The sequence below is a fragment of the Bacillus cereus group sp. BceL062 genome, from assembly GCF_051780025.1.
In the GTDB taxonomy this organism is placed as follows: Bacteria; Bacillota; Bacilli; order Bacillales; family Bacillaceae_G; genus Bacillus_A; species Bacillus_A toyonensis.
In genome coordinates, this window is record NZ_JBPWGY010000009.1 from 201,783 (window position 1) to 219,207 (window position 17,425).

Genomic DNA, 17,425 nt, shown 5'->3' on the forward strand with positions numbered 1-17,425 from the left:
TTACTTTTTAATCATATCATTTAAAGTCTGATCCCCTGTGTTGTTCAAATGAGGATTTTTACTCATTTCCCGTTTTAACATATCGAGGCTTTGCGTATATTCTGTATCATTTAATGCACCAGATTGCAGTCCTTGAATTTGAGAAATCAACTTTTGGTCTGTCGATACATATGCTTTATAATAGCGAGGAACGATGGACAAAGCAGCTTTATATACTTGATCCGCTACGAGTTTCGGATCCGTTGTGTTTGCACGGTATACAACAAATACTTCATCATCGGTAACGAGCGTAGCAGCGTTTGTAACGTCAGGAAGTTTGACCGTCATGCTTGTAATCATTTCAGCAACTTTTTCACGGTTAATGGCTCCTACTTGTTTGTTAGATACTTCATGCTTTTGTTTAGATGAATAACCGACTCTCGTTAATCGTGTATTTGTATTTTCCGTATGATACATGTCGTTTTTGTTGGAAACAAGAACACGGCTTCCTTCCTCACGTTCCATTTCGGCTTTATTCGTTGATTGGCAGCCTGCAAATAGGGAAAGAGTGAGAAGGGAAAGTAAAATTTGTTTTTTCACGATGTATCACCTCCTTCTCCATAGCATGTACTAATTTGCAATTTTTTGTATTTGAAATTGTTGGTTGTTATGCTTTGTGATACGATAAAAAGAAGAATGCTTAGAGAGGAAGTTAATGATGGAGCAAAAGCAAGAAATTCATGCTACGGTGAGCATTAATAATGTTCAGTACGAAGTAATTAAAAACTTTCGTGACGGTTTTAGTGAAGAAGCATTTAAAGAGCGCTATGCAGAAATTTTAAATAAATATGATTATATCGTTGGAGACTGGGGATATGAGCAACTTAGATTGCGCGGATTCTTTGATGATAGTAACCAACGTGCGACATATGATACGAAAATTAGTACTTTATCAGAGTATTTATACGAGTACTGTAACTTCGGTTGTGCACACTTCGTATTACGAAAAGTGAAGAAATAAAAAAATCCTCTTACGATTGTAAGAGGATTTTTTCATAGCAATTATACCAGTTGTGAGGAGGCTGTTTACTTTCAAAATAAACAGCACCTCGGCAAATATAATCGTTTTTTTCATATAGACTTAATGAAACCGGATTGCGAGTAAAGCAATCTAGGCGTATGCCTTTGTAACCTTCCCGTCTTGCTTCACTTTCCCAAAAAGATAAAAGTACTTTACTATACCCTTTTCCTTGCGAGAGAGGATGGATAACGAAAGAGTGGACGATAAGAAAGCGTCCGTCTGTTTCTGACCAATCAATTCGTTTATATTCGGGAGACTGCCACTCGTTTAACACGACAGCACCAACGAGTGAATCATCCTCAAACAAGCAATAGAGTTCATCTTGTTCTAAGTGATAGGAAATATGTTCTCGAGCTGGATAAGAATCATCCCATTGGTAAATTTGATTTTGTAATAGCGCTTTTTTACATTCTGTATACATTCCATCTAATCCTTCTAATAAATCCATCGTACCTTTTCTCACGTTTAGCATGAGGCACCTCCTTATAAACAAATTGAAATATAATCGCCTTCAGAGAGTTGTTTATTTGGTTTCATTTGTTGTCCGTTCAATTGAATATCCCCACTTTTAATTTTATCCACAATGGTAGTACGGCTCCAATCTGAAATATATGTGGATAACACTTTATCAATTCGGTGGGAGCCAAAAACGATGTCTAATACAATCGTGATTTCAACTATGCCACTTTCTTTATGTTGTGTCATAGAAATGGTAGTAGTTGTTTCTGTTTGGTCTTGCTGAATCATATCGATTGTTTCCACATGATCAGCAAATGATTTATAAATGCGCAGTTTTTGATTCCACGTATGATCGTTCGGGCATTTATAAATGGCAAAGCGGTATATGTTTTTTCCATTGGCGTTATGCCTGCGAATATTCGTATCAGTAAATAGGGTATTACGTCCGCAATTTTTACAATATTTTTCGATTGTGTTTTGCTGATTTTCATATAAACTCCAAGAAAGTTGTACTTTCTGCATTTTCCTTCACCTCTTATAGTAGTGGTAAAGGAACGTAATACAGCTATTTGGATGTCTTGTAGTATGAAGACATGAGAAGTAGACAAAAATAAAAGGAGGTTCCCCAAAGAGGAACCTCCGTAAACATCATACTACAGATGCGTTACGTTCCTTTGTAATGGGAATGGGCAGACTACTCCCTTGAAAAAAGCACAGTGCTTTTTTGAGAGTAATGCTATCCAATTGCTGGTCCATTACAAAGTAAATGTTGGCATACGTAGATAACGTCCTTTCTATCCAAATAGATTTATTCTTAATTATAACATAGAAGAGTGAAAATTCAAAACTCTTACAACGAAAAAACACCAGCTAAAATAGCTGGTGTTTGAGATAAGTTATATAAGTTCAAATAAAAATGAGCGTAATTCTTCTGCAATTTCTTCAGTCATAGAAAATGCGTGCTCTAAGTAGCCTGGTTCGTTTAAATCGTCAGGACCGATGATTGCAAATTTATTGCTCTGCATATCAAGGACAATTGTTTTACCGTAATGACGATCGGAGTATAAAAGCGCTAAATCATGACGCTCATTTTCTCCCATAAAGCTAACGAAACGAGTTTTTGTAGCGACAGTATCGTCGTACAGAAAGAAACGTTCTTCCATACACATGGCTCCTTTATTAAATATCTAAGTTTAAGTGTGGTTTATGATCTAAATGGTGATGCGTTTTAATGAAACGTACTGTTCTTGTTTTGTAACGCATGACGATAGAATATGTTTCAGCTAAATCTCCGCCAAGGAATTTCACGCCGTCTAATAACTCACCAGCAGAAACACCTGTTGCTGAGAAGATTGCATCATCACCAGATACTAAGTCATCTAACATAAGAAGTTGACGAGGATCTTCTAATCCCATTTCACGACAACGAGCTTCTTCTTCTTCGTTCATTGGAACTAAGCGAGCTTGCATTTCACCTTCAAGGCATTTTAATGCTGCTGCAGAAATAACGCCTTCTGGAGCTCCGCCAACACCTACGAATAAGTCGATACCTGTTCCAGGTAGTGCTGTTGCGATTGATGCACCAACATCGCCATCACCAAATAATTTCACGCGAGCCCCTTTTGCACGAACACGGTCAATAATATCTTGATGACGTTCACGTTCTTGAATGATAACTGTTAGATCACGAATCTTTTTATTGTTAGCTTCTGCTACAATTTCAATTGTTTTTTCAATTGGATCATCTAAGCTAATTTTACCAGCTGCTTTTGGACCAACCGCGATTTTTTCCATGTACATATCAGGAGCGTGAAGAAGGTTTCCTTTATCTGCGATTGCGATAACTGCCATTGCGTTTGCAAGACCTTTTGCAACGATGTTTGTACCTTCTAATGGATCAACGGCTATATCTACTTCTGGACCGTTACCTGTTCCTAGTTCTTCACCAATATATAACATCGGTGCTTCATCAAGTTCTCCTTCACCAATTACAACTGTACCTGCCATGTTTACTGAGTCGAACATATCACGCATAGCTGTAGTTGCTGCATCATCTGCTTCATTTTTCTTTCCGCGGCCCATCCACTGTGCGGATGCTAATGCTGCTGCTTCTGTTACACGGACAATTTCTAGTGCGAGTTCACGTTCCAAGATTTCATTCCTCCAATTTCAAAAATCATACAAATATAACTATAACAAATAACGGAGAAAAGGTGAATTCGAAAAATTGTCGATTTTTTCAGAAGAAAGCGTTACAATTAAAATGTAAATGCTTTAATTTCCAGGTAGGTGACATGAATGTACTTCGTAGACAGAAAAAAAATAGAACAAATGCTAGTATGTTTAGAACGAGCAACAAATACATTTCAAGAGAAGAAGATATATGAAACCGAGTTTGAATTTTATGCATTAGAGCGCATAGCCCATCTTATGATTGATTGCGTATTAGATGTAGGGAATGCGATGATTGATGGATTTATTATGCGCGATCCAGGAAGCTATGAAGATATTATCGATATTTTAATGGATGAGCGAGTGATAAGTGCAGAAGAAGGACAAGGAATGAAAGAAGTTATCCTTCTTCGAAAAATGCTTACGCAAGATTATATTCAAATGAATCATGATGAATTATATAAGACGATTCAAAAACATATTGCAGTGGTAGAGAACTACCCAGCAAATATTCGCAGTTATTTAGAGAAGGAATTAGGGCCTGTATCTGCATTTGTACCAGAATAATTATGCTTATGAGATCCCCGGGAATACCTTTTGGGGATCTTATATTGTATGTGAGAAAGAAAAGGGAAAAGGGAGAAGGGTAAAGCATGGGGGAAGCACGCACTACGAAAGACGAGATTGTCCAATTGTTGAAAGTAAAGGGAGAACATACGGTAGCAGAATTAGCTGACGTTTTAGAGATTACAGAAATGGCGATTCGAAGACATTTAAGTAATCTTGAGAAAGATGGGTTCATTTATTCTAAGATGGTCAGGCAACATGTCGGAAGACCAACTTATTTGTACGGGTTAAGTGAAAAGGGAGAAGATACATTCCCGAAAGAATATAAGCAATTTGCGATTGATATGCTAGAAGATTTAGCTCGAATGGGCGATGAAAAAATACTTCGTTACGTTTTGAAAGAAAGAACGAAGCGAATGGAAGAAAAATTGCAAAAGAGAATCAGTAATCAAAAGAACTTAGCATATAAAGTGCAAGAGGTAGCAGCAATGCAAGAGAAAAATGGTTATATGGTTCAAATAAAGAGAGATGGAGAGAACTCTTTCGTAATTGAAAAGCAAAACTGTCCGTTAAAGGAAATTGCAGAGAGATTCCCGCAAGTATGTGCAGATGAAAAAGAGATGTATAAGCGTTTATTTGCGAATGCAGATGTAAATACGCTAGCAAACATGTGTGAGGGTGATTGTAGTTGTTCTTACCAAGTAAAAGAGAAAAAATGAACGTTCTGGGGCGCTTTAAGGTAAAGCGTTTTTTTCTTTTGGAAAAGGGGGTAATATAAGAGTGGTATGATAGATGAGAACTCTAGCATAGAAGGAGAGACATAATAGATGTATAAAGGTTATTTAATTGACTTAGACGGTACGATGTATCGTGGTGAAGAACAAATTGAAGAAGCAAGCGACTTCGTGAAAGCATTAGGAGAGCGCGGCATTCCGTATTTATTCGTTACGAATAACTCAACTCGTAAACCAGAACAAGTTGCAGAAAAACTTGTTCGTTTCGATATTCCAGCGAAAGCAGAGCAAGTATTCACAACGAGTATGGCGACAGCGAATTTCATTTATGAACGTAAACAAGATGCAACTGTATACATGATTGGTGAAGAAGGCTTACATGATGCTCTTGTGGAAAAAGGATTTGAACTTGTGGATGAAAACCCTGATTTCGTTGTTGTTGGTTTAGATCGCGACATCACATATGAAAAATTAGCAAAAGCATGTCTTGCTGTACGTAACGGTGCAACGTTTATTTCTACAAATGGAGATATTGCTATTCCAACTGAGCGTGGATTATTACCAGGTAACGGTTCATTAACATCAGTTGTTACAGTATCAACAGGTGTGGAGCCAATCTTTATTGGAAAACCAGAATCAATCATTATGGAACAAGCGTTAAAAGTGCTTGGCATAGGAAAAGATGAGGCATTAATGGTTGGGGATAACTACGATACGGACATTTTAGCGGGAGTAAATGCTGGTATGCATACCCTTCTTGTCCACACTGGAGTCACAACTGTGGAGAAGTTAACAGAATACGAAGTTCAACCGACACAAGTTGTGCATAATCTGACGGAGTGGATTGAGAAAATGTAATGAAATGCAGGTAGCCGGAAGAGGTTACCTGTTTTTTTATGCACAATTGCATATGTACTATAGGGATATAAAATGTAAAATTTGTATGTAATGATGTAAAAGGGGGGAATAAGAGTGTACTGGATGTCATGTATTATGTTTATTTTTACATTATGTGTTTTATTCTTTGTTCTATGGAAGATATATAAAATAAATGAAATGAAAAAAAGCGCGGGAAAGCTTATTGCAGCATATCCTCGGGTGAAACGACGTTGGATTGCCTTACTTGGACCAGCGTACTTTATCGGACAATGTATGTATATATATGCTCAATACGTAAGTGGTGATATTGGCACACTTGAACAGTTTCTCATTCAGTCAGGTAGTTATGCTGTAGCAAGTTGTTTTATGATTTTAATAGCGATCCATCTTATTAAAAGTGTACAAATATATGAAAAAGGTGTAATAGACGGATTGAACTATTATTCATACGAAGAATTAAAAGGCTATAAAACATCAACATGGGAAAATCCAAAAGAAAATATATTTTTATATCGCGGGCGAGAAAAAATGAATGATAATGTGAATTTACTTATTAGACAGGAAGATATGAATGAATTAGAGAGCATTCTTCAAAGATATATTCCGAAATTGATGATGAAATAAAAACTCCGGTTGTTATAACCGGAGTTTTTTTATTAAAACGCACGATTCACTACGTCTTTAACTTCTTCAAGATATTGTTTACGCACACTGTCATCCACAGAAGGAACACTTGTATAGAATGTATGCTCAAGTGTTTCAATGCCTGTAAATTCAAAAATACCAACATCTGCTGTTTTTTTCATTGCATCAAACATACCGCCTGCTGTGTATACTTCTTTCGAATTTCCCATCGTAGATAATAATAATCCTTTTTTACTGCTTAATAACTTTTCAATACCATTTTCACCGTAAGCATAAGCAAAGCCGTGGCTAAATACACGGTCAACGTATCCTTTTAAAATAGCAGGAAGACCCGCCCACCAAACTGGGTAAATGAATGTAATACTATCAGCCCAAGAGATATGCTCTTGTTCTTCTTTAATATCTTCTGGTGTGTTTCCTTGGGAAAATGAGATGAAATCGGAAGCGCCTAATACTGGATTGAAGTTTAATTCGTATAAATCACGAACGCGTACTTCATGACCTTTTCCTTCTAATTCACTTTTTACAGTTTCTAAAATTGCATGGTTGAAGCTTTCTGTATTCGGGTGTGCATAAACGATTACATGTTTCATTGTTCTTCCTCCTACTTGTGGATATGTGAATAGTTTTTATATATTCGTGTAACTATTATGGTTACTTTTTTTAAGAGAGTCAATTTTTATGACGTGAGAAATAGAGTGAAATTTTAATCGGTGGGGGCTGTTCATCCCGCACTAATTATTTGCTCACACTAATCGGACACTTACTACCGGTTAAAATAAATGTTAGTATATGACAAAAAAATACAAAATAGTAGGGATTTTGCATTTTCGAATAGAATATATAGATTGGCAAATAGAGAGAGAAGGGGATATTGGGATGAATATTATTGAAATTGAAGGGTTAGAAAAATCGTTTGATATTGGGGATAGTAAAGTAAAAATCTTAAAAGATATTAATCTTCAAATTCAAAAAGGAGATTTTGTTTGTATTATGGGGGCAAGTGGATCGGGGAAAACGACCTTACTTCAGTTGTTAGGTGGATTAGATATTCCATCAGTAGGTAGTATTCGAGTTGATGGTACGGAGATTTCAACATTAAAAGAAAAAGAGCTCGCTTTATTTAGAAGGCATAAAATCGGCTTTATTTTTCAGCAGTTTAATTTAATTCCAGTGTTTAATGCGGAGGAAAATGTAGGGTTGCCTTTATTATTAGATAATGTTTCGCAAAAAAAGGCAACGGTGACAGCAAATCGTTTATTAGAGCTCGTTGGATTGAAAGGAAAAGAAAAGCATTTACCAGCACAGTTATCAGGTGGGCAACAGCAAAGGGTTGCGATAGCAAGAGCCTTTGCAAATGAGCCAGCTATTATATTAGCTGATGAGCCAACAGGGGCGTTAGATTCAGAAAATAGTAAAAATATTATTGCAGCACTTCGCAATGCATGTGATGAATTAGGGCAAACAGCTGTCATTGTAACGCACGATCCGTTCGTAGCGGCCCATGCTGATAAAGTCGTTTTCTTATTAGATGGTGAGGTGATTCATGAGCATGCTGAAAGTAAAGGATGGAAATTTCGAAATATCCCGCAACAAGTTATCCACATTCAAGAGATTATGAATCGTCACTTTAAAGTAGGAGGTAAAGGTGATGCGATGGGTAATTAAGTATGCGGTAAAATCGATGAAACAAAATTGGTTGCGAAATATGTTGATTGCCCTCGGTGCAGCTTTAGGTGTTATGTTAGCGACGATGTTATTGCTAGGCAATCAATCAGTAGAGCAAAGTGTGAAGGAACAAGTAGTAAGTCGGTATGGAGATTATAATTTACAATTTGGCTATATAAAAAATGATATGTATTTAAATAATGAAAGTTTAAAAGGAATAGATGGCTTAGAAAATGCTGAAAAAATATCAAAAGCACTTATACCGTATCCTTTTCCACATTATAAAGAATTATCGGGAAAGCCATCTTATTGGGGTGTTGAGCAAGATTCTCCAGAAATGCATTCTTATAAAATATTAGAAGGACGATATCCGAAAGAAGGTGCTGAAGTAGCACTGACAAAGGGGTATACAGATCGTGAAAATATACGGGTAGGAGATACGATTAAACTGCCATTCCCGCAGCATGGTGAAAAGGCTGTGAAAGTTGTCGGTATTTTAAATCCACCGTTAATGGCGTCAATGGGGCATAGTGCTTATTTTCCAATCCATTGGCTTCAAAAAGAATTAAATTTGCCAAATCAATTCAATCTTGTTCAAGTGAAAGTACAAGATATAAATGTGAAAAAAGCAATTGCTTTTGATGTACATAAAAAGATTGAAAATATAAAGGTGGACCAACGTACTTATGTAGATAAGGCATTTGAACGACTAAATGTAATGAAGCCATTAATTTTTAGTTTAGGTGGTATTGCCTTATTTGTTGTAGCCCTTTTAATAATGGGAAGTTTCTTCTTATCTGTCAGAAGTCGATTTAAGCAATGGGCATTATTACGTGCACTTGGTAGTAATCCAAATCAAATTATATTAGTCGTCTTATTAGAGGCTTTATGTATTGGGGCAATCGGATCGCTAGCAGGAGTTATTCTTGGAGCAGGTACTCAAACAATCGCCGCATCATTTATTAATAAATGGGTGAATATTGAGGGGACAGGGAAAGAATCATTCTCGATTTCAGGCGAGATTTTACTCATTACGTTTTTACTAGGAATTGTTATGTCTATTATAGGGGCTATTATACCAGCCTTCATGGTTAGAAAGATTCCACCAGTTCAAGCACTTAGGCCAGGTCTTCCTAGTAATGAGAAAAAAGAAAAAAGGTGGAGTGCTTTTAGTGGTAGCATTCTAATCATTGGTACTGTTATTGGACTAACGGGTCACGTATTAGAGCGGTATATCGGTTTTAATCCAAGTGCGATAGGTGCGCTGTTATTTGCGGTCGGTTTGTTATTTGCGATTCCGTTGTTTATTCGGATGATAGCACCAGTGATTGCAAAACCACTTCAAATGATATTACGAATTGAAACGACGATTAGTAGCCGGAATGTAATTCGTTATCGGAATAAGGCAGCTGTGTCGGTTGCTATACTAGCATTTGGTTTTATGTTAGCACTTGTTGGAACGATGTATATAAACTCTATTTACGAAGGCATGAAAGATGGTTTACAAAAACATTTACCAGCTGATTTAGTAATAAGAATTCCAATAGAGTCGCAAAGTACTGAAGTATTACCATTTAGTTGGATGGAGAAGGTTAAAAAAGTTGATGGTGTAGAAGAGAGCGTAGCAAATGTTACTGACTTTACAGCGAAGCTTATAAATTATGATTTTAAAAAAGCGGATCAAGAATGGTATGAAAATGTGAGGAAAGATGATTTTGAATATGATGTGATAGAAGTTGTGGGGAATGATATTGTTGCTTATCAAAAAGTAACAAAAGCGAAAGTGATTACAGGACAAGATTTAAATAAGCCATTACAAGATGGTGAGGGAGTCGTTACGAAGAGAACTGCTAAAACATTAGGGATTCAGTTGCATGACACGATTGAAGTACAAGGGAAGGGGAAAGAAAAACAAACGATTAAAGTCGTTTCGATTATTGAGCAAGGATTAAGGGGAAGAGGATTAGACATTTTCGTAAATGAACAATGGGTTCGTGATAAGTTTTACGTGCAAGGATATGAAGCAATTCAAGTTATGACAAATTCTAATCAATCATTTGAAGAGATTAAGAAGCAAGTAAAACAAATTACAAATAATAAAGAGAACGTAGAAGTTATTAATAGCCATGAGTTATTGAAAGAACAGGAGCAGTTATTATCGCAAATGATGATGTTAATTCGCTTGTTAGTTGTAATTGTTTTCATTATTTCTGGAATAGGGTTAATGAATGCGATTGTCTCAAGTTTACATGAAAGACGTGCTGAAATTAGTATGATTCGTGCGGTAGGGGCTATTCCGAAGCAAATGAGACGGATTGTTTTATTAGAGGGAACTTTACTTGGAGCGATAGCTGGTTGTATTGGCATTTTTGGCGGGATTTTGTTTAGTTATATTGTGTTATCAAGCTTAGATTTAACGGTTATTATCATTCCGTATAATCAAGTTTGCATATTAGCTTTTGCTAGTGTGGTGCTTGGAGCAGGGGCAGCGATGATTGCTTCATTACAATTAAGAAAGTTCAAATTAAGTGATACTTTAAAGGAATTATCGGCATAAAAGATTGCTATACCCCGCTCATACAAAGAACAAAGAAGACAAATAAAATGATGACAATACCAATACCGAAGTTAAATACGAGAGTACTATCCATATATGTAACCTCCTTGTTTTAAAGTGAAAAGCACTCTAGTCAGAGTGCTTTTTATTTTGAATCTCCCGTAACGTACTTCACAACTTTTAGAAAGGGATTCATGCGTGTAAAGAGTTACATTATTTTATGCGTTTATTTTTGGGAATGAGTAAGTCCTTATGAAATATAGAAAAAAGACACTCTTTCGAGTGTCTTTTATGATGACAAAATGTGTCAATTGCTTGAGTTCGATAAGACGCTAATTTCCGTTTTAACGCCTTTTCTTTAATCAAGAAGTGTAGCAACAGCGATTCAAATAAATTGTACCATTTGTGTAATGTTTGTGTGCATGCAATTCTGCATATTTCAATTAGAGGGAAATAAGGTGCGGAGAATGAATGAGTATATAGAACACTTGATAAGGAGAGAGAAGGATGGATATACATAAGTTAACGGTAGAAGAAGCAAATGAGATAAATACGTGGACGTACGAGGAACCATATAATTTATATAGTTTTTCAGGCGAGAAAGAAGTGATAGAAGAGCTATTAGATGGAACGTATTATGGCTGTTGTGACGATCAAGGAGAGTTCATCGGCTATTTTTGTTTTGGAGAAAATGCACAAGTACCAGGTGGAAGAGATGCTAATTTATATGGTGGAGAAAATCTGATTGATATCGGACTTGGTATGAAGCCGGCGTTAACAGGGGAAGGAATGGGGAAAGAATTTTTCAAAGCTGGAATAGCGTTTGCCACGAAAGAGTTTAATGCAAAAATGTTTCGATTAAGTGTAGCAACATTTAATACAAGAGCAATTACGCTATATAAAAATATAGGTTTTCAGCAAGGACCTATCTTTTTGAGCCGCGGAAGAGAATTTATGCTCATGGAATATGAAAGACCGTCAGCATAAAACTGACGGTCTAGAAAGCATTATTATTATTCCGAGTGATCAGCTCGGTGCGCTAAACGGCTTGAAGCAGCGGCAGCGATTCCGCCAACGATATCATCAAGGAATGTATGCACTTTGCCAGTTGATTTATCATTTAAGTATTCTAAAATACCAGGTTTTAATTTATCGATATATCCAAAGTTCGTGAAACCGATAGAGCCGTACACGTTAACGATAGAAAGTGCGATAACTTCATCAATTCCGTATAAGCCTTCATCACGTTTTACGATATCTTGTAACGGCGCACTTAACATTCCTTTTTCAGCAAGGACATCGAGTTCGATACCAGTAATTAGTGCGTTTTGTACTTCACGTTTTGATAATACACGCTCAACGTTATAACGGCATTCTGACATCTCTAAATTTGGATGATATTTTTTTTGAAGAAAATGAACAAGTTCAGCAATATCGTCAATTGTTACACCGCGTTCTTGTAATAGTTGTAATGCTCTTTCTTGTAGTTGATTTGATTCTTTCATGTTTATCACCTTTTTTTCTTTTTAGTATTTGTATACGTTTCGTTGCTTTATCATGTGCATAGGAATGAAAGGCGAGCACAAGCTCATATATATAAAGAAAAACCATAGGTGGCGACTGCGATGATTCAGCATATTTATGAGCATTATCACATGCATGTTAAAGAATTAATCCCCCTTGGCCCCTATAAAAGCTTTTGGATTCGCAACAAAATTTATGTACTTGTTCCAATTGGAGAAATGGAGGAAGAAGTACTTGTAGAGATGAAAAAGCTCAGTGACTATATGAACCAGCAAGGGGATATGACTGTAGCGACTTTCGTTCCGACTATACACGGCTACTATGTAAGTGAGATAGAAGAACAAAATTACTGCTTATTAAAAGGTATGCGCACGTTAGAACGACATGCTATGTCATTAGGAAGTGAGCTTTCTATATTCCATAAACGAGGTGCATTCTTTCCAGAAGAAATTGAGCAATTAAGCCGCATTGGTGAATGGAAAGCGTTATGGGAAAAAAGGCTCGATCAATTAGAGAAATTTTGGCAATCACAAGTGATGAACCACCCTACAGACGTATTCGATCAATTGTTTATCGAATCCTTCCCGTATTATTTAGGAGTTGCGGAAAATGCAATTCAGTATGTTGTCGATACAGAGATGGATGATACGCCACAAATGACCGATGCGGCAACAATTTGCCAGGAGCGATTTACACCTTTATTATGGCATCAAACGAAGCGTCTAAAACTTCCTTTTGAGTGGGTGTATGATCATCCCACTCGAGATATAGCAGAATTGATTCGCTATATGATGATTGAAAAGAAGAAAGACTGGGAGCAAACAATCGTTCAATTTGTTACAGATTATGAACGCAATTATTCGCTATCCTCATTTGGTTGGCGCTTATTATTTGCAAGGCTCCTGTTCCCGCTCCACTATTTTGAAACGGTCGAACGATATTATCAAACTGGGAACGAAGAACAAAAAAGTATATATAGAGATCGCTTAGAAGCTATTTTACATGATGTGAACCGCTCTGAGCAATTTATGAGGAATTTTTATGGATCACTTCGTTTGCCAATTGATAAGTTAGGGATTAGAAAATTAGATTGGCTATCTTAAAAGTATAAAAAAGAGACCGATTGAGGTCTCTTTTTTATACCGCAATTGTATGTAATACATTATGCTCCTACTTGTTGATCTGCACATATATTTAAAATGAATTGATTTCTTTCAATTTTTTCATTTACTTTACTCAATAATTCTTGCTGGATTTCTTTAAATAAAAATTGATAGCTTGTATTCCATGTTGGTATAACGGACGAAAGGCCTAATAAATATTCTTTTTTCTCTTCTAGTTCTTGAATTGTTAAAAAAGTGTTCCCCATTTTTGGCATGTGTCGTCCCCCTATGTTTTTTACTTCATCCCACTATTTGTGGGAATCGGGCTGCCCGTAAACACCCACTGATTATAGTTTCACTTTATATGTGTGAACGATTCACTATATAGTATTAATTATCGCATTTTTTGAGAAGGATTTCCAATTTTGTTTTATGATGTTAAAGGAGAAGTGTTATTTGAATAAAAAAAGAGACCCATTGGGGTCTCTTTCTAGGAAGCGATTCTGAACGAGCCGCTTCCGCTTTGAATTAATATCTAGCTCCAGCGGCTAAAATGTTCGGTGGCTTCGCTTCTTCCGCCGAGGCAAAAAGCGCCTCTATGTCAGAAGCTCCATCCTCCTCACATTTTGAACGAGCCGCTTCCGCTTTGAATTAAAATACTTGCTCTACTTCAATAACGCCTGGTACTTCTTCAAGTAACGCGCGCTCGATACCAGCTTTTAGTGTGATTGTAGAACTTGGGCAGCTTCCGCATGCACCCATAAGGCGTAATTTTACGATACCTTCTTCAATGTCTACTAATTCAACGTCTCCGCCATCGCGAAGTAAGAACGGACGTAATTTATCTAGTACTTCTAGTACTTGTTCTTGCATATGTGGGTTTTCCATTTTTATCGACTCCTTTCATCAGTTTTATTATAATCAAGATAGAGGGGAAAATCTATTTTTTCTGTTCTTGTTTTATTGTCGAAATATTTTATCATGTGTACAACGTGTTTTTTCAGTATAGGGGTATGGAATAAGTTTGTAAAATGATGTGCTTATGTAATAAGACATCTGAATATACTGTTAGAACAAGGAGTGGGGGAGAAGAAATGGTTAATGTGCAAGTGTATGGGACGAAAGTGATTTGTGCGAGCTGCGTCGGAATGCCATCTTCAACAGAAACGTTTGAGTGGTTACAAGCGGCGATTGGTCGTAAATATGAAGGACAAGAAAATAAATTTAATTTCGAGTATATTGATTTTCAACAAGAACAAGAAGATGAAGATAAAAAAGCATTCGCAGAGCGCGTAGTAGAAGAAGATTTATTTTATCCAGTCGTTCTGGTGAATGGAGAGATTGTTGGAGAAGGAAATCCTCGTTTGAAGGATGTTTACGAAGAAATCGAGAAATATTTATAAAGCAGGGAGTCTTTGCGAATTTGCAAAGGCTTTTTTAAATGGAGGGATAGATGTGGAGAATGGAATAAAACAAGCTTTACCAGCAGAAGTAAAGCAGTTAATGGAGCAGTACATAGTAGGGCTAAAAGAAATTTTTTTAGATGGAAAAATAGTCGGGGTATATGTTTACGGCTCTATCGCGCTAGGTGCATTTCATATAGAAACGAGCGATGTTGATTTTGTTGCAGTACTAAATGATTCCGTGAATGAAGCTGAAAAACAACAACTTGTAGAGCTGCATAAGAAAATGAGTGAAAGTACGCTAGGTAAAAGAATGGACGGTATGTATATTCCGCTTGCTGACTTAGGGAAATACAATCATGAAATAAATGAGTACGTGTATTGTGCAGATGGTAAGGCTGATATAGGTCATTGGGATATTAATGCGGTCACATGGTGGACATTAAAAAATCAAGGCATTACAGTTATCGGGAAAGAAGTAGAAGACCTTCCATTTCAAATAAAGTGGGATGATGTAGTAAATACAATGAAATATAACGTAGAACAGTACTGGAGTGAAAAAGCGAAGCAGCCATATTTATTTTTCATAGAAGAGTGGGTAGAATCAGCTGTCGTTACGATGGGGCGTATTTTATATACGTTAGATCATAAAACAATTGTTTCAAAAGATAGAGGATTGCAATACTTGTTAGAACGCTCAGCGAAAGAATGGGAGCCTTTATTAAAAGAAGTAGAGCGAATGAGGTATGATCCAAAGGAGAAGAAGAAACTTTCTATTTGGAGAAGGGCTGATATGACGAAGAGATATTTGCTTAGTATGATTGAAGAGTGTAGGAGAAAGTGGTAGGGAAAATAACAAAAGCATCCTGATACGCAGAATACTTTTTCTTTTTTCTCGTTATTAAGATGCACAGAGCAGTGTGAATATTGCTGTAAATAGTGATTAGCTTGTTCGTACTGTTTTAATTTGTAGAAAGAAAAACAGGTAAGAAGCAGACACGCTTTTTCTTGTAATATTGGAACGACAGCTAGTAACGGAGTAATGGAATGTATATTTATTTTTGTTAAATTTTCATAAGAAGCCCACGTTTGAAACCAGTCGAAAATGGTAGAAAGGTAATCCGGAATGTCGATAGTTTCATGTGAAACATTATGCAATAATTGGTTCTGTTATATAAAGATGGGGAAATTTATATTGTTACTTCAAATTTAGAATTAATAATACTTGATGCTGAATGTGGCGAAGTAAAAGATATAATGAAACTCCCTAAAAATGTTGTTAAAATAGATTTTATTGTATCAATTGAGGAAATTAATGATAGATTATTTATTAGTTGTGTAAGTGGAAATATGTTTTAAATAGTAGAAAGTTAATTTGTGGAGTCTTTTAAGTAGAGATTTTAGGTTAGACCATACCATAATAGTAATTTATATAATAGGAGTAGGATGTGTCCAAATGATTTTGGGGCATCTTTTTTTGTGAACATACAAAACATTTAACTTAGTGTATTAAACGTATGATTCATAAGTATTTTAATATATTTTAAAGTGAAATTAAATAATAAAAGGATAATTGTCGGAATATATTCGATTTCCGCTCGTTTTTATGAAATATATGTACTTTTTGTTAGATTCCTTCTTTTTGTACATATACAATACCTGTATATAGAAATAAGAAAAGGATGATGTACGTGAAAGACACTGTTTTACAAGAAACAATTTCTCCACAAGAGTTACATAAGATTGTTCAAAAGAATACGGCGTATTATGACTTTAAATGGGGAAAAGTAGAAAATCCAGCACAAGGGAATACGTGGAATTGGGTAGCATTTTTCTTCCCAACTTTTTGGTTAGCTTATCGTAAAATGTATAAGTTGTTTATTATACTTACGTTATTGGCGGTACCTAGTATCGTTGTAACTCCTTTTATAGATATTTCAGATGGGATTTATTTAACAGTTAGTTTAGTTCTTCAATTAGGAATGATGATATTTACTGGATGGCAAGGAAACCGTTTATATTATAAGCATGCTATTCGAGTTTTACATAAGGAAGAAGATATGCCGGATCACAAGAAGGCGTATTACTTACAATCAAAGGGCGGCGCTAGTGCTGCTGGTATGATTGGTTTACAAGTTATAGTGGGGATATTGTTTGGTGGAGCTATGTTCGGACTTTCTCTTTTACCAACTGAGCCGAATATTAAAAATGTTGTTCGTTCAAGTGATGAAGGATTTACTTTAGAGGTTATGACTGATAATCCAACTTGGAAGTTCGTGAAGAAAGAAAAAGAGTATGACGTAGTAGAGTTTACTGGTTATGACTATACAGAGAAGAAAAACGTAAAAATTAAATTCGCTGTTTATTTCAGTGAAGGTTACTTTGAATGGCAAGAAGTATATGAGAATAATAAGAAGTTAAGTGAAGAAGAGTTAGAAGAGTATCAATTTTATATTGAAGAGAATGGTTGGGGGTTCTAGTGAGAACTCATTCATTTTGAAAAGAAGAATCTTGTGAAGGTTCTTCTTTTTTATTGTAAACACCATACGAATTGAAATTTTGTAAAATACAATAAAAAATGAGAATTTGAGGTAGGCTTGTCAATAACGTAAGACTATGGCACTATAAAGAAATGCTATACAAATTTTATTTAT

At 35.9% G+C, this 17,425-nt stretch carries 21 protein-coding genes and 2 pseudogenes; 13 read left to right on the forward strand and 10 right to left on the reverse strand.

The window, feature by feature from the left end; translation table 11 throughout:
• On the reverse strand, positions 1–579 hold the full coding sequence (locus tag ACS2MN_RS21090; RefSeq protein WP_000744138.1) for a YhcN/YlaJ family sporulation lipoprotein: 579 nt from the start codon (positions 577–579) through the stop codon (positions 1–3).
• A gap of 118 nt (positions 580–697) precedes the next feature.
• On the opposite strand from ACS2MN_RS21090, the gene ACS2MN_RS21095 reads away from it, so the two are divergent.
• Complete coding sequence (locus tag ACS2MN_RS21095; protein ID WP_000435941.1) at positions 698–1,000, forward strand: YutD family protein; 303 nt, start codon at positions 698–700, stop codon at positions 998–1,000.
• Positions 1,001–1,010: 10 nt separating this feature from the next.
• Here ACS2MN_RS21095 and ACS2MN_RS21100 read toward each other — a convergent pair whose 3' ends face one another.
• The 4 genes from ACS2MN_RS21100 to glpX form a co-directional block, all read right to left on the reverse strand.
• The gene (locus ACS2MN_RS21100) at positions 1,011–1,532 is read right to left on the reverse strand and encodes a GNAT family N-acetyltransferase (protein WP_000935788.1); all 522 of its coding nucleotides are present in this window, start codon (positions 1,530–1,532) and stop codon (positions 1,011–1,013) included.
• A gap of 11 nt (positions 1,533–1,543) precedes the next feature.
• The gene (locus tag ACS2MN_RS21105) at positions 1,544–2,041 is read right to left on the reverse strand and encodes a cytoplasmic protein (protein WP_087949221.1); all 498 of its coding nucleotides are present in this window, start codon (positions 2,039–2,041) and stop codon (positions 1,544–1,546) included.
• A 374-nt stretch (positions 2,042–2,415) separates the two neighbouring features.
• Positions 2,416–2,682, reverse strand: coding sequence for a DUF3055 domain-containing protein (locus ACS2MN_RS21110; RefSeq protein WP_000392613.1), 267 nt, complete (start codon positions 2,680–2,682; stop codon positions 2,416–2,418).
• A gap of 16 nt (positions 2,683–2,698) precedes the next feature.
• Complete coding sequence (glpX, locus tag ACS2MN_RS21115; RefSeq protein ID WP_000439085.1) at positions 2,699–3,670, reverse strand: class II fructose-bisphosphatase; 972 nt, start codon at positions 3,668–3,670, stop codon at positions 2,699–2,701.
• Between the two features lie 147 nt (positions 3,671–3,817).
• Between glpX and ACS2MN_RS21120 the strand changes: the two genes are divergently transcribed.
• The 4 genes from ACS2MN_RS21120 to ACS2MN_RS21135 all read left to right on the forward strand — a co-directional run bounded on the left by ACS2MN_RS21120 (position 3,818) and on the right by ACS2MN_RS21135 (position 6,495).
• Positions 3,818–4,258 (forward strand): DUF86 domain-containing protein, encoded by a 441-nt coding sequence (locus ACS2MN_RS21120; protein WP_087949220.1) that lies wholly within the window; start codon positions 3,818–3,820, stop codon positions 4,256–4,258.
• An 86-nt stretch (positions 4,259–4,344) separates the two neighbouring features.
• The gene (locus tag ACS2MN_RS21125; RefSeq protein WP_000503334.1) at positions 4,345–4,977 is read left to right on the forward strand and encodes a helix-turn-helix transcriptional regulator; all 633 of its coding nucleotides are present in this window, start codon (positions 4,345–4,347) and stop codon (positions 4,975–4,977) included.
• Between the two features lie 108 nt (positions 4,978–5,085).
• On the forward strand, positions 5,086–5,850 hold the full coding sequence (locus tag ACS2MN_RS21130; RefSeq protein WP_000276473.1) for a TIGR01457 family HAD-type hydrolase: 765 nt from the start codon (positions 5,086–5,088) through the stop codon (positions 5,848–5,850).
• Between the two features lie 114 nt (positions 5,851–5,964).
• Positions 5,965–6,495, forward strand: a complete 531-nt coding sequence (locus ACS2MN_RS21135) for a hypothetical protein (RefSeq protein WP_000289888.1) — start codon at positions 5,965–5,967, stop codon at positions 6,493–6,495.
• Positions 6,496–6,527: 32 nt separating this feature from the next.
• On the opposite strand, the gene ACS2MN_RS21140 is transcribed toward ACS2MN_RS21135, so the two are convergent.
• Entirely contained in the window at positions 6,528–7,109 is a 582-nt protein-coding gene (locus ACS2MN_RS21140) for an NAD(P)H-dependent oxidoreductase (protein ID WP_000683444.1), read from the reverse strand.
• 286 nt (positions 7,110–7,395) lie between these two features.
• Here ACS2MN_RS21140 and ACS2MN_RS21145 point away from each other — a divergent pair, with 286 nt between their 5' ends.
• The 3 genes from ACS2MN_RS21145 (at position 7,396) to ACS2MN_RS21155 (ending at position 11,728) form a co-directional block, all read left to right on the forward strand.
• Complete coding sequence (locus tag ACS2MN_RS21145) at positions 7,396–8,184, forward strand: ABC transporter ATP-binding protein (RefSeq protein WP_001021168.1); 789 nt, start codon at positions 7,396–7,398, stop codon at positions 8,182–8,184.
• Positions 8,168–10,741 carry an FtsX-like permease family protein gene (locus ACS2MN_RS21150; protein WP_001267753.1) on the forward strand — a complete coding sequence of 858 codons (2,574 nt, stop codon included), beginning with the start codon at positions 8,168–8,170 and terminating at the stop codon, positions 10,739–10,741. The genes ACS2MN_RS21145 and ACS2MN_RS21150 overlap by 17 nt, the downstream gene beginning before the upstream one ends.
• 507 nt (positions 10,742–11,248) lie before the next feature.
• Positions 11,249–11,728: a GNAT family N-acetyltransferase gene (locus tag ACS2MN_RS21155; RefSeq protein WP_087949218.1), complete on the forward strand. Its 480-nt coding sequence runs from the start codon at positions 11,249–11,251 to the stop codon at positions 11,726–11,728.
• A gap of 26 nt (positions 11,729–11,754) precedes the next feature.
• Here the strand turns inward: ACS2MN_RS21155 and ACS2MN_RS21160 are convergent, their stop codons facing one another.
• Positions 11,755–12,246 (reverse strand): phosphatidylglycerophosphatase A family protein, encoded by a 492-nt coding sequence (locus ACS2MN_RS21160; protein WP_000665097.1) that lies wholly within the window; start codon positions 12,244–12,246, stop codon positions 11,755–11,757.
• 120 nt (positions 12,247–12,366) lie between these two features.
• Between ACS2MN_RS21160 and yutH the strand changes: the two genes are divergently transcribed.
• Positions 12,367–13,368 carry a spore coat putative kinase YutH gene (gene yutH / locus ACS2MN_RS21165; RefSeq protein ID WP_000614220.1) on the forward strand — a complete coding sequence of 334 codons (1,002 nt, stop codon included), beginning with the start codon at positions 12,367–12,369 and terminating at the stop codon, positions 13,366–13,368.
• A gap of 59 nt (positions 13,369–13,427) precedes the next feature.
• Here the strand turns inward: yutH and ACS2MN_RS21170 are convergent, their stop codons facing one another.
• Positions 13,428–13,643: a hypothetical protein gene (locus tag ACS2MN_RS21170; RefSeq protein WP_001125484.1), complete on the reverse strand. Its 216-nt coding sequence runs from the start codon at positions 13,641–13,643 to the stop codon at positions 13,428–13,430.
• A gap of 376 nt (positions 13,644–14,019) precedes the next feature.
• Positions 14,020–14,256 (reverse strand): NifU family protein, encoded by a 237-nt coding sequence (locus tag ACS2MN_RS21175; RefSeq protein ID WP_000431159.1) that lies wholly within the window; start codon positions 14,254–14,256, stop codon positions 14,020–14,022.
• 206 nt (positions 14,257–14,462) lie between these two features.
• Here ACS2MN_RS21175 and ACS2MN_RS21180 point away from each other — a divergent pair, with 206 nt between their 5' ends.
• Together ACS2MN_RS21180 and ACS2MN_RS21185 are read left to right on the forward strand one after the other, a co-directional pair.
• Entirely contained in the window at positions 14,463–14,771 is a 309-nt protein-coding gene (locus ACS2MN_RS21180; protein WP_000248598.1) for a YuzD family protein, read from the forward strand.
• Between the two features lie 52 nt (positions 14,772–14,823).
• Positions 14,824–15,618: a nucleotidyltransferase domain-containing protein gene (locus ACS2MN_RS21185; RefSeq protein WP_142285974.1), complete on the forward strand. Its 795-nt coding sequence runs from the start codon at positions 14,824–14,826 to the stop codon at positions 15,616–15,618.
• 29 nt (positions 15,619–15,647) lie between these two features.
• Here ACS2MN_RS21185 and ACS2MN_RS21190 read toward each other — a convergent pair.
• Positions 15,648–15,941: pseudogene (locus ACS2MN_RS21190) on the reverse strand (hypothetical protein); the annotation flags it as partial.
• Here ACS2MN_RS21190 and ACS2MN_RS21195 point away from each other — a divergent pair.
• A pseudogene (locus tag ACS2MN_RS21195) lies at positions 15,936–16,130 on the forward strand (hypothetical protein); the annotation flags it as partial. The pseudogenes ACS2MN_RS21190 and ACS2MN_RS21195 sit on opposite strands and share 6 nt — an antisense overlap.
• A gap of 326 nt (positions 16,131–16,456) precedes the next feature.
• On the forward strand, positions 16,457–17,251 hold the full coding sequence (locus ACS2MN_RS21200) for a DUF2628 domain-containing protein (protein WP_088055703.1): 795 nt from the start codon (positions 16,457–16,459) through the stop codon (positions 17,249–17,251).
• Positions 17,252–17,425: the final 174 nt, after the last annotated feature.

Bases quoted from the DNA above. Each gene is read 5' to 3' on its own strand.
- ACS2MN_RS21095 (WP_000435941.1), top strand. From the start codon at position 698: ATGGAGCAAAAGCAAGAAATTCATGCTACGGTGAGCATTAATAATGTT.
- ACS2MN_RS21100 (WP_000935788.1), bottom strand. From the start codon at position 1,532: ATGCTAAACGTGAGAAAAGGTACGATGGATTTATTAGAAGGATTAGAT.
- ACS2MN_RS21105 (WP_087949221.1), bottom strand. From the start codon at position 2,041: ATGCAGAAAGTACAACTTTCTTGGAGTTTATATGAAAATCAGCAAAAC.
- ACS2MN_RS21110 (WP_000392613.1), bottom strand. From the start codon at position 2,682: ATGGAAGAACGTTTCTTTCTGTACGACGATACTGTCGCTACAAAAACT.
- ACS2MN_RS21120 (WP_087949220.1), top strand. From the start codon at position 3,818: ATGTACTTCGTAGACAGAAAAAAAATAGAACAAATGCTAGTATGTTTA.
- ACS2MN_RS21125 (WP_000503334.1), top strand. From the start codon at position 4,345: ATGGGGGAAGCACGCACTACGAAAGACGAGATTGTCCAATTGTTGAAA.
- ACS2MN_RS21130 (WP_000276473.1), top strand. From the start codon at position 5,086: ATGTATAAAGGTTATTTAATTGACTTAGACGGTACGATGTATCGTGGT.
- ACS2MN_RS21140 (WP_000683444.1), bottom strand. From the start codon at position 7,109: ATGAAACATGTAATCGTTTATGCACACCCGAATACAGAAAGCTTCAAC.
- ACS2MN_RS21145 (WP_001021168.1), top strand. From the start codon at position 7,396: ATGAATATTATTGAAATTGAAGGGTTAGAAAAATCGTTTGATATTGGG.
- ACS2MN_RS21150 (WP_001267753.1), top strand. From the start codon at position 8,168: ATGCGATGGGTAATTAAGTATGCGGTAAAATCGATGAAACAAAATTGG.
- ACS2MN_RS21155 (WP_087949218.1), top strand. From the start codon at position 11,249: ATGGATATACATAAGTTAACGGTAGAAGAAGCAAATGAGATAAATACG.
- ACS2MN_RS21160 (WP_000665097.1), bottom strand. From the start codon at position 12,246: ATGAAAGAATCAAATCAACTACAAGAAAGAGCATTACAACTATTACAA.
- yutH (WP_000614220.1), top strand. From the start codon at position 12,367: ATGATTCAGCATATTTATGAGCATTATCACATGCATGTTAAAGAATTA.
- ACS2MN_RS21170 (WP_001125484.1), bottom strand. From the start codon at position 13,643: ATGCCAAAAATGGGGAACACTTTTTTAACAATTCAAGAACTAGAAGAG.
- ACS2MN_RS21175 (WP_000431159.1), bottom strand. From the start codon at position 14,256: ATGGAAAACCCACATATGCAAGAACAAGTACTAGAAGTACTAGATAAA.
- ACS2MN_RS21180 (WP_000248598.1), top strand. From the start codon at position 14,463: ATGGTTAATGTGCAAGTGTATGGGACGAAAGTGATTTGTGCGAGCTGC.
- ACS2MN_RS21200 (WP_088055703.1), top strand. From the start codon at position 16,457: ATGTACGTGAAAGACACTGTTTTACAAGAAACAATTTCTCCACAAGAG.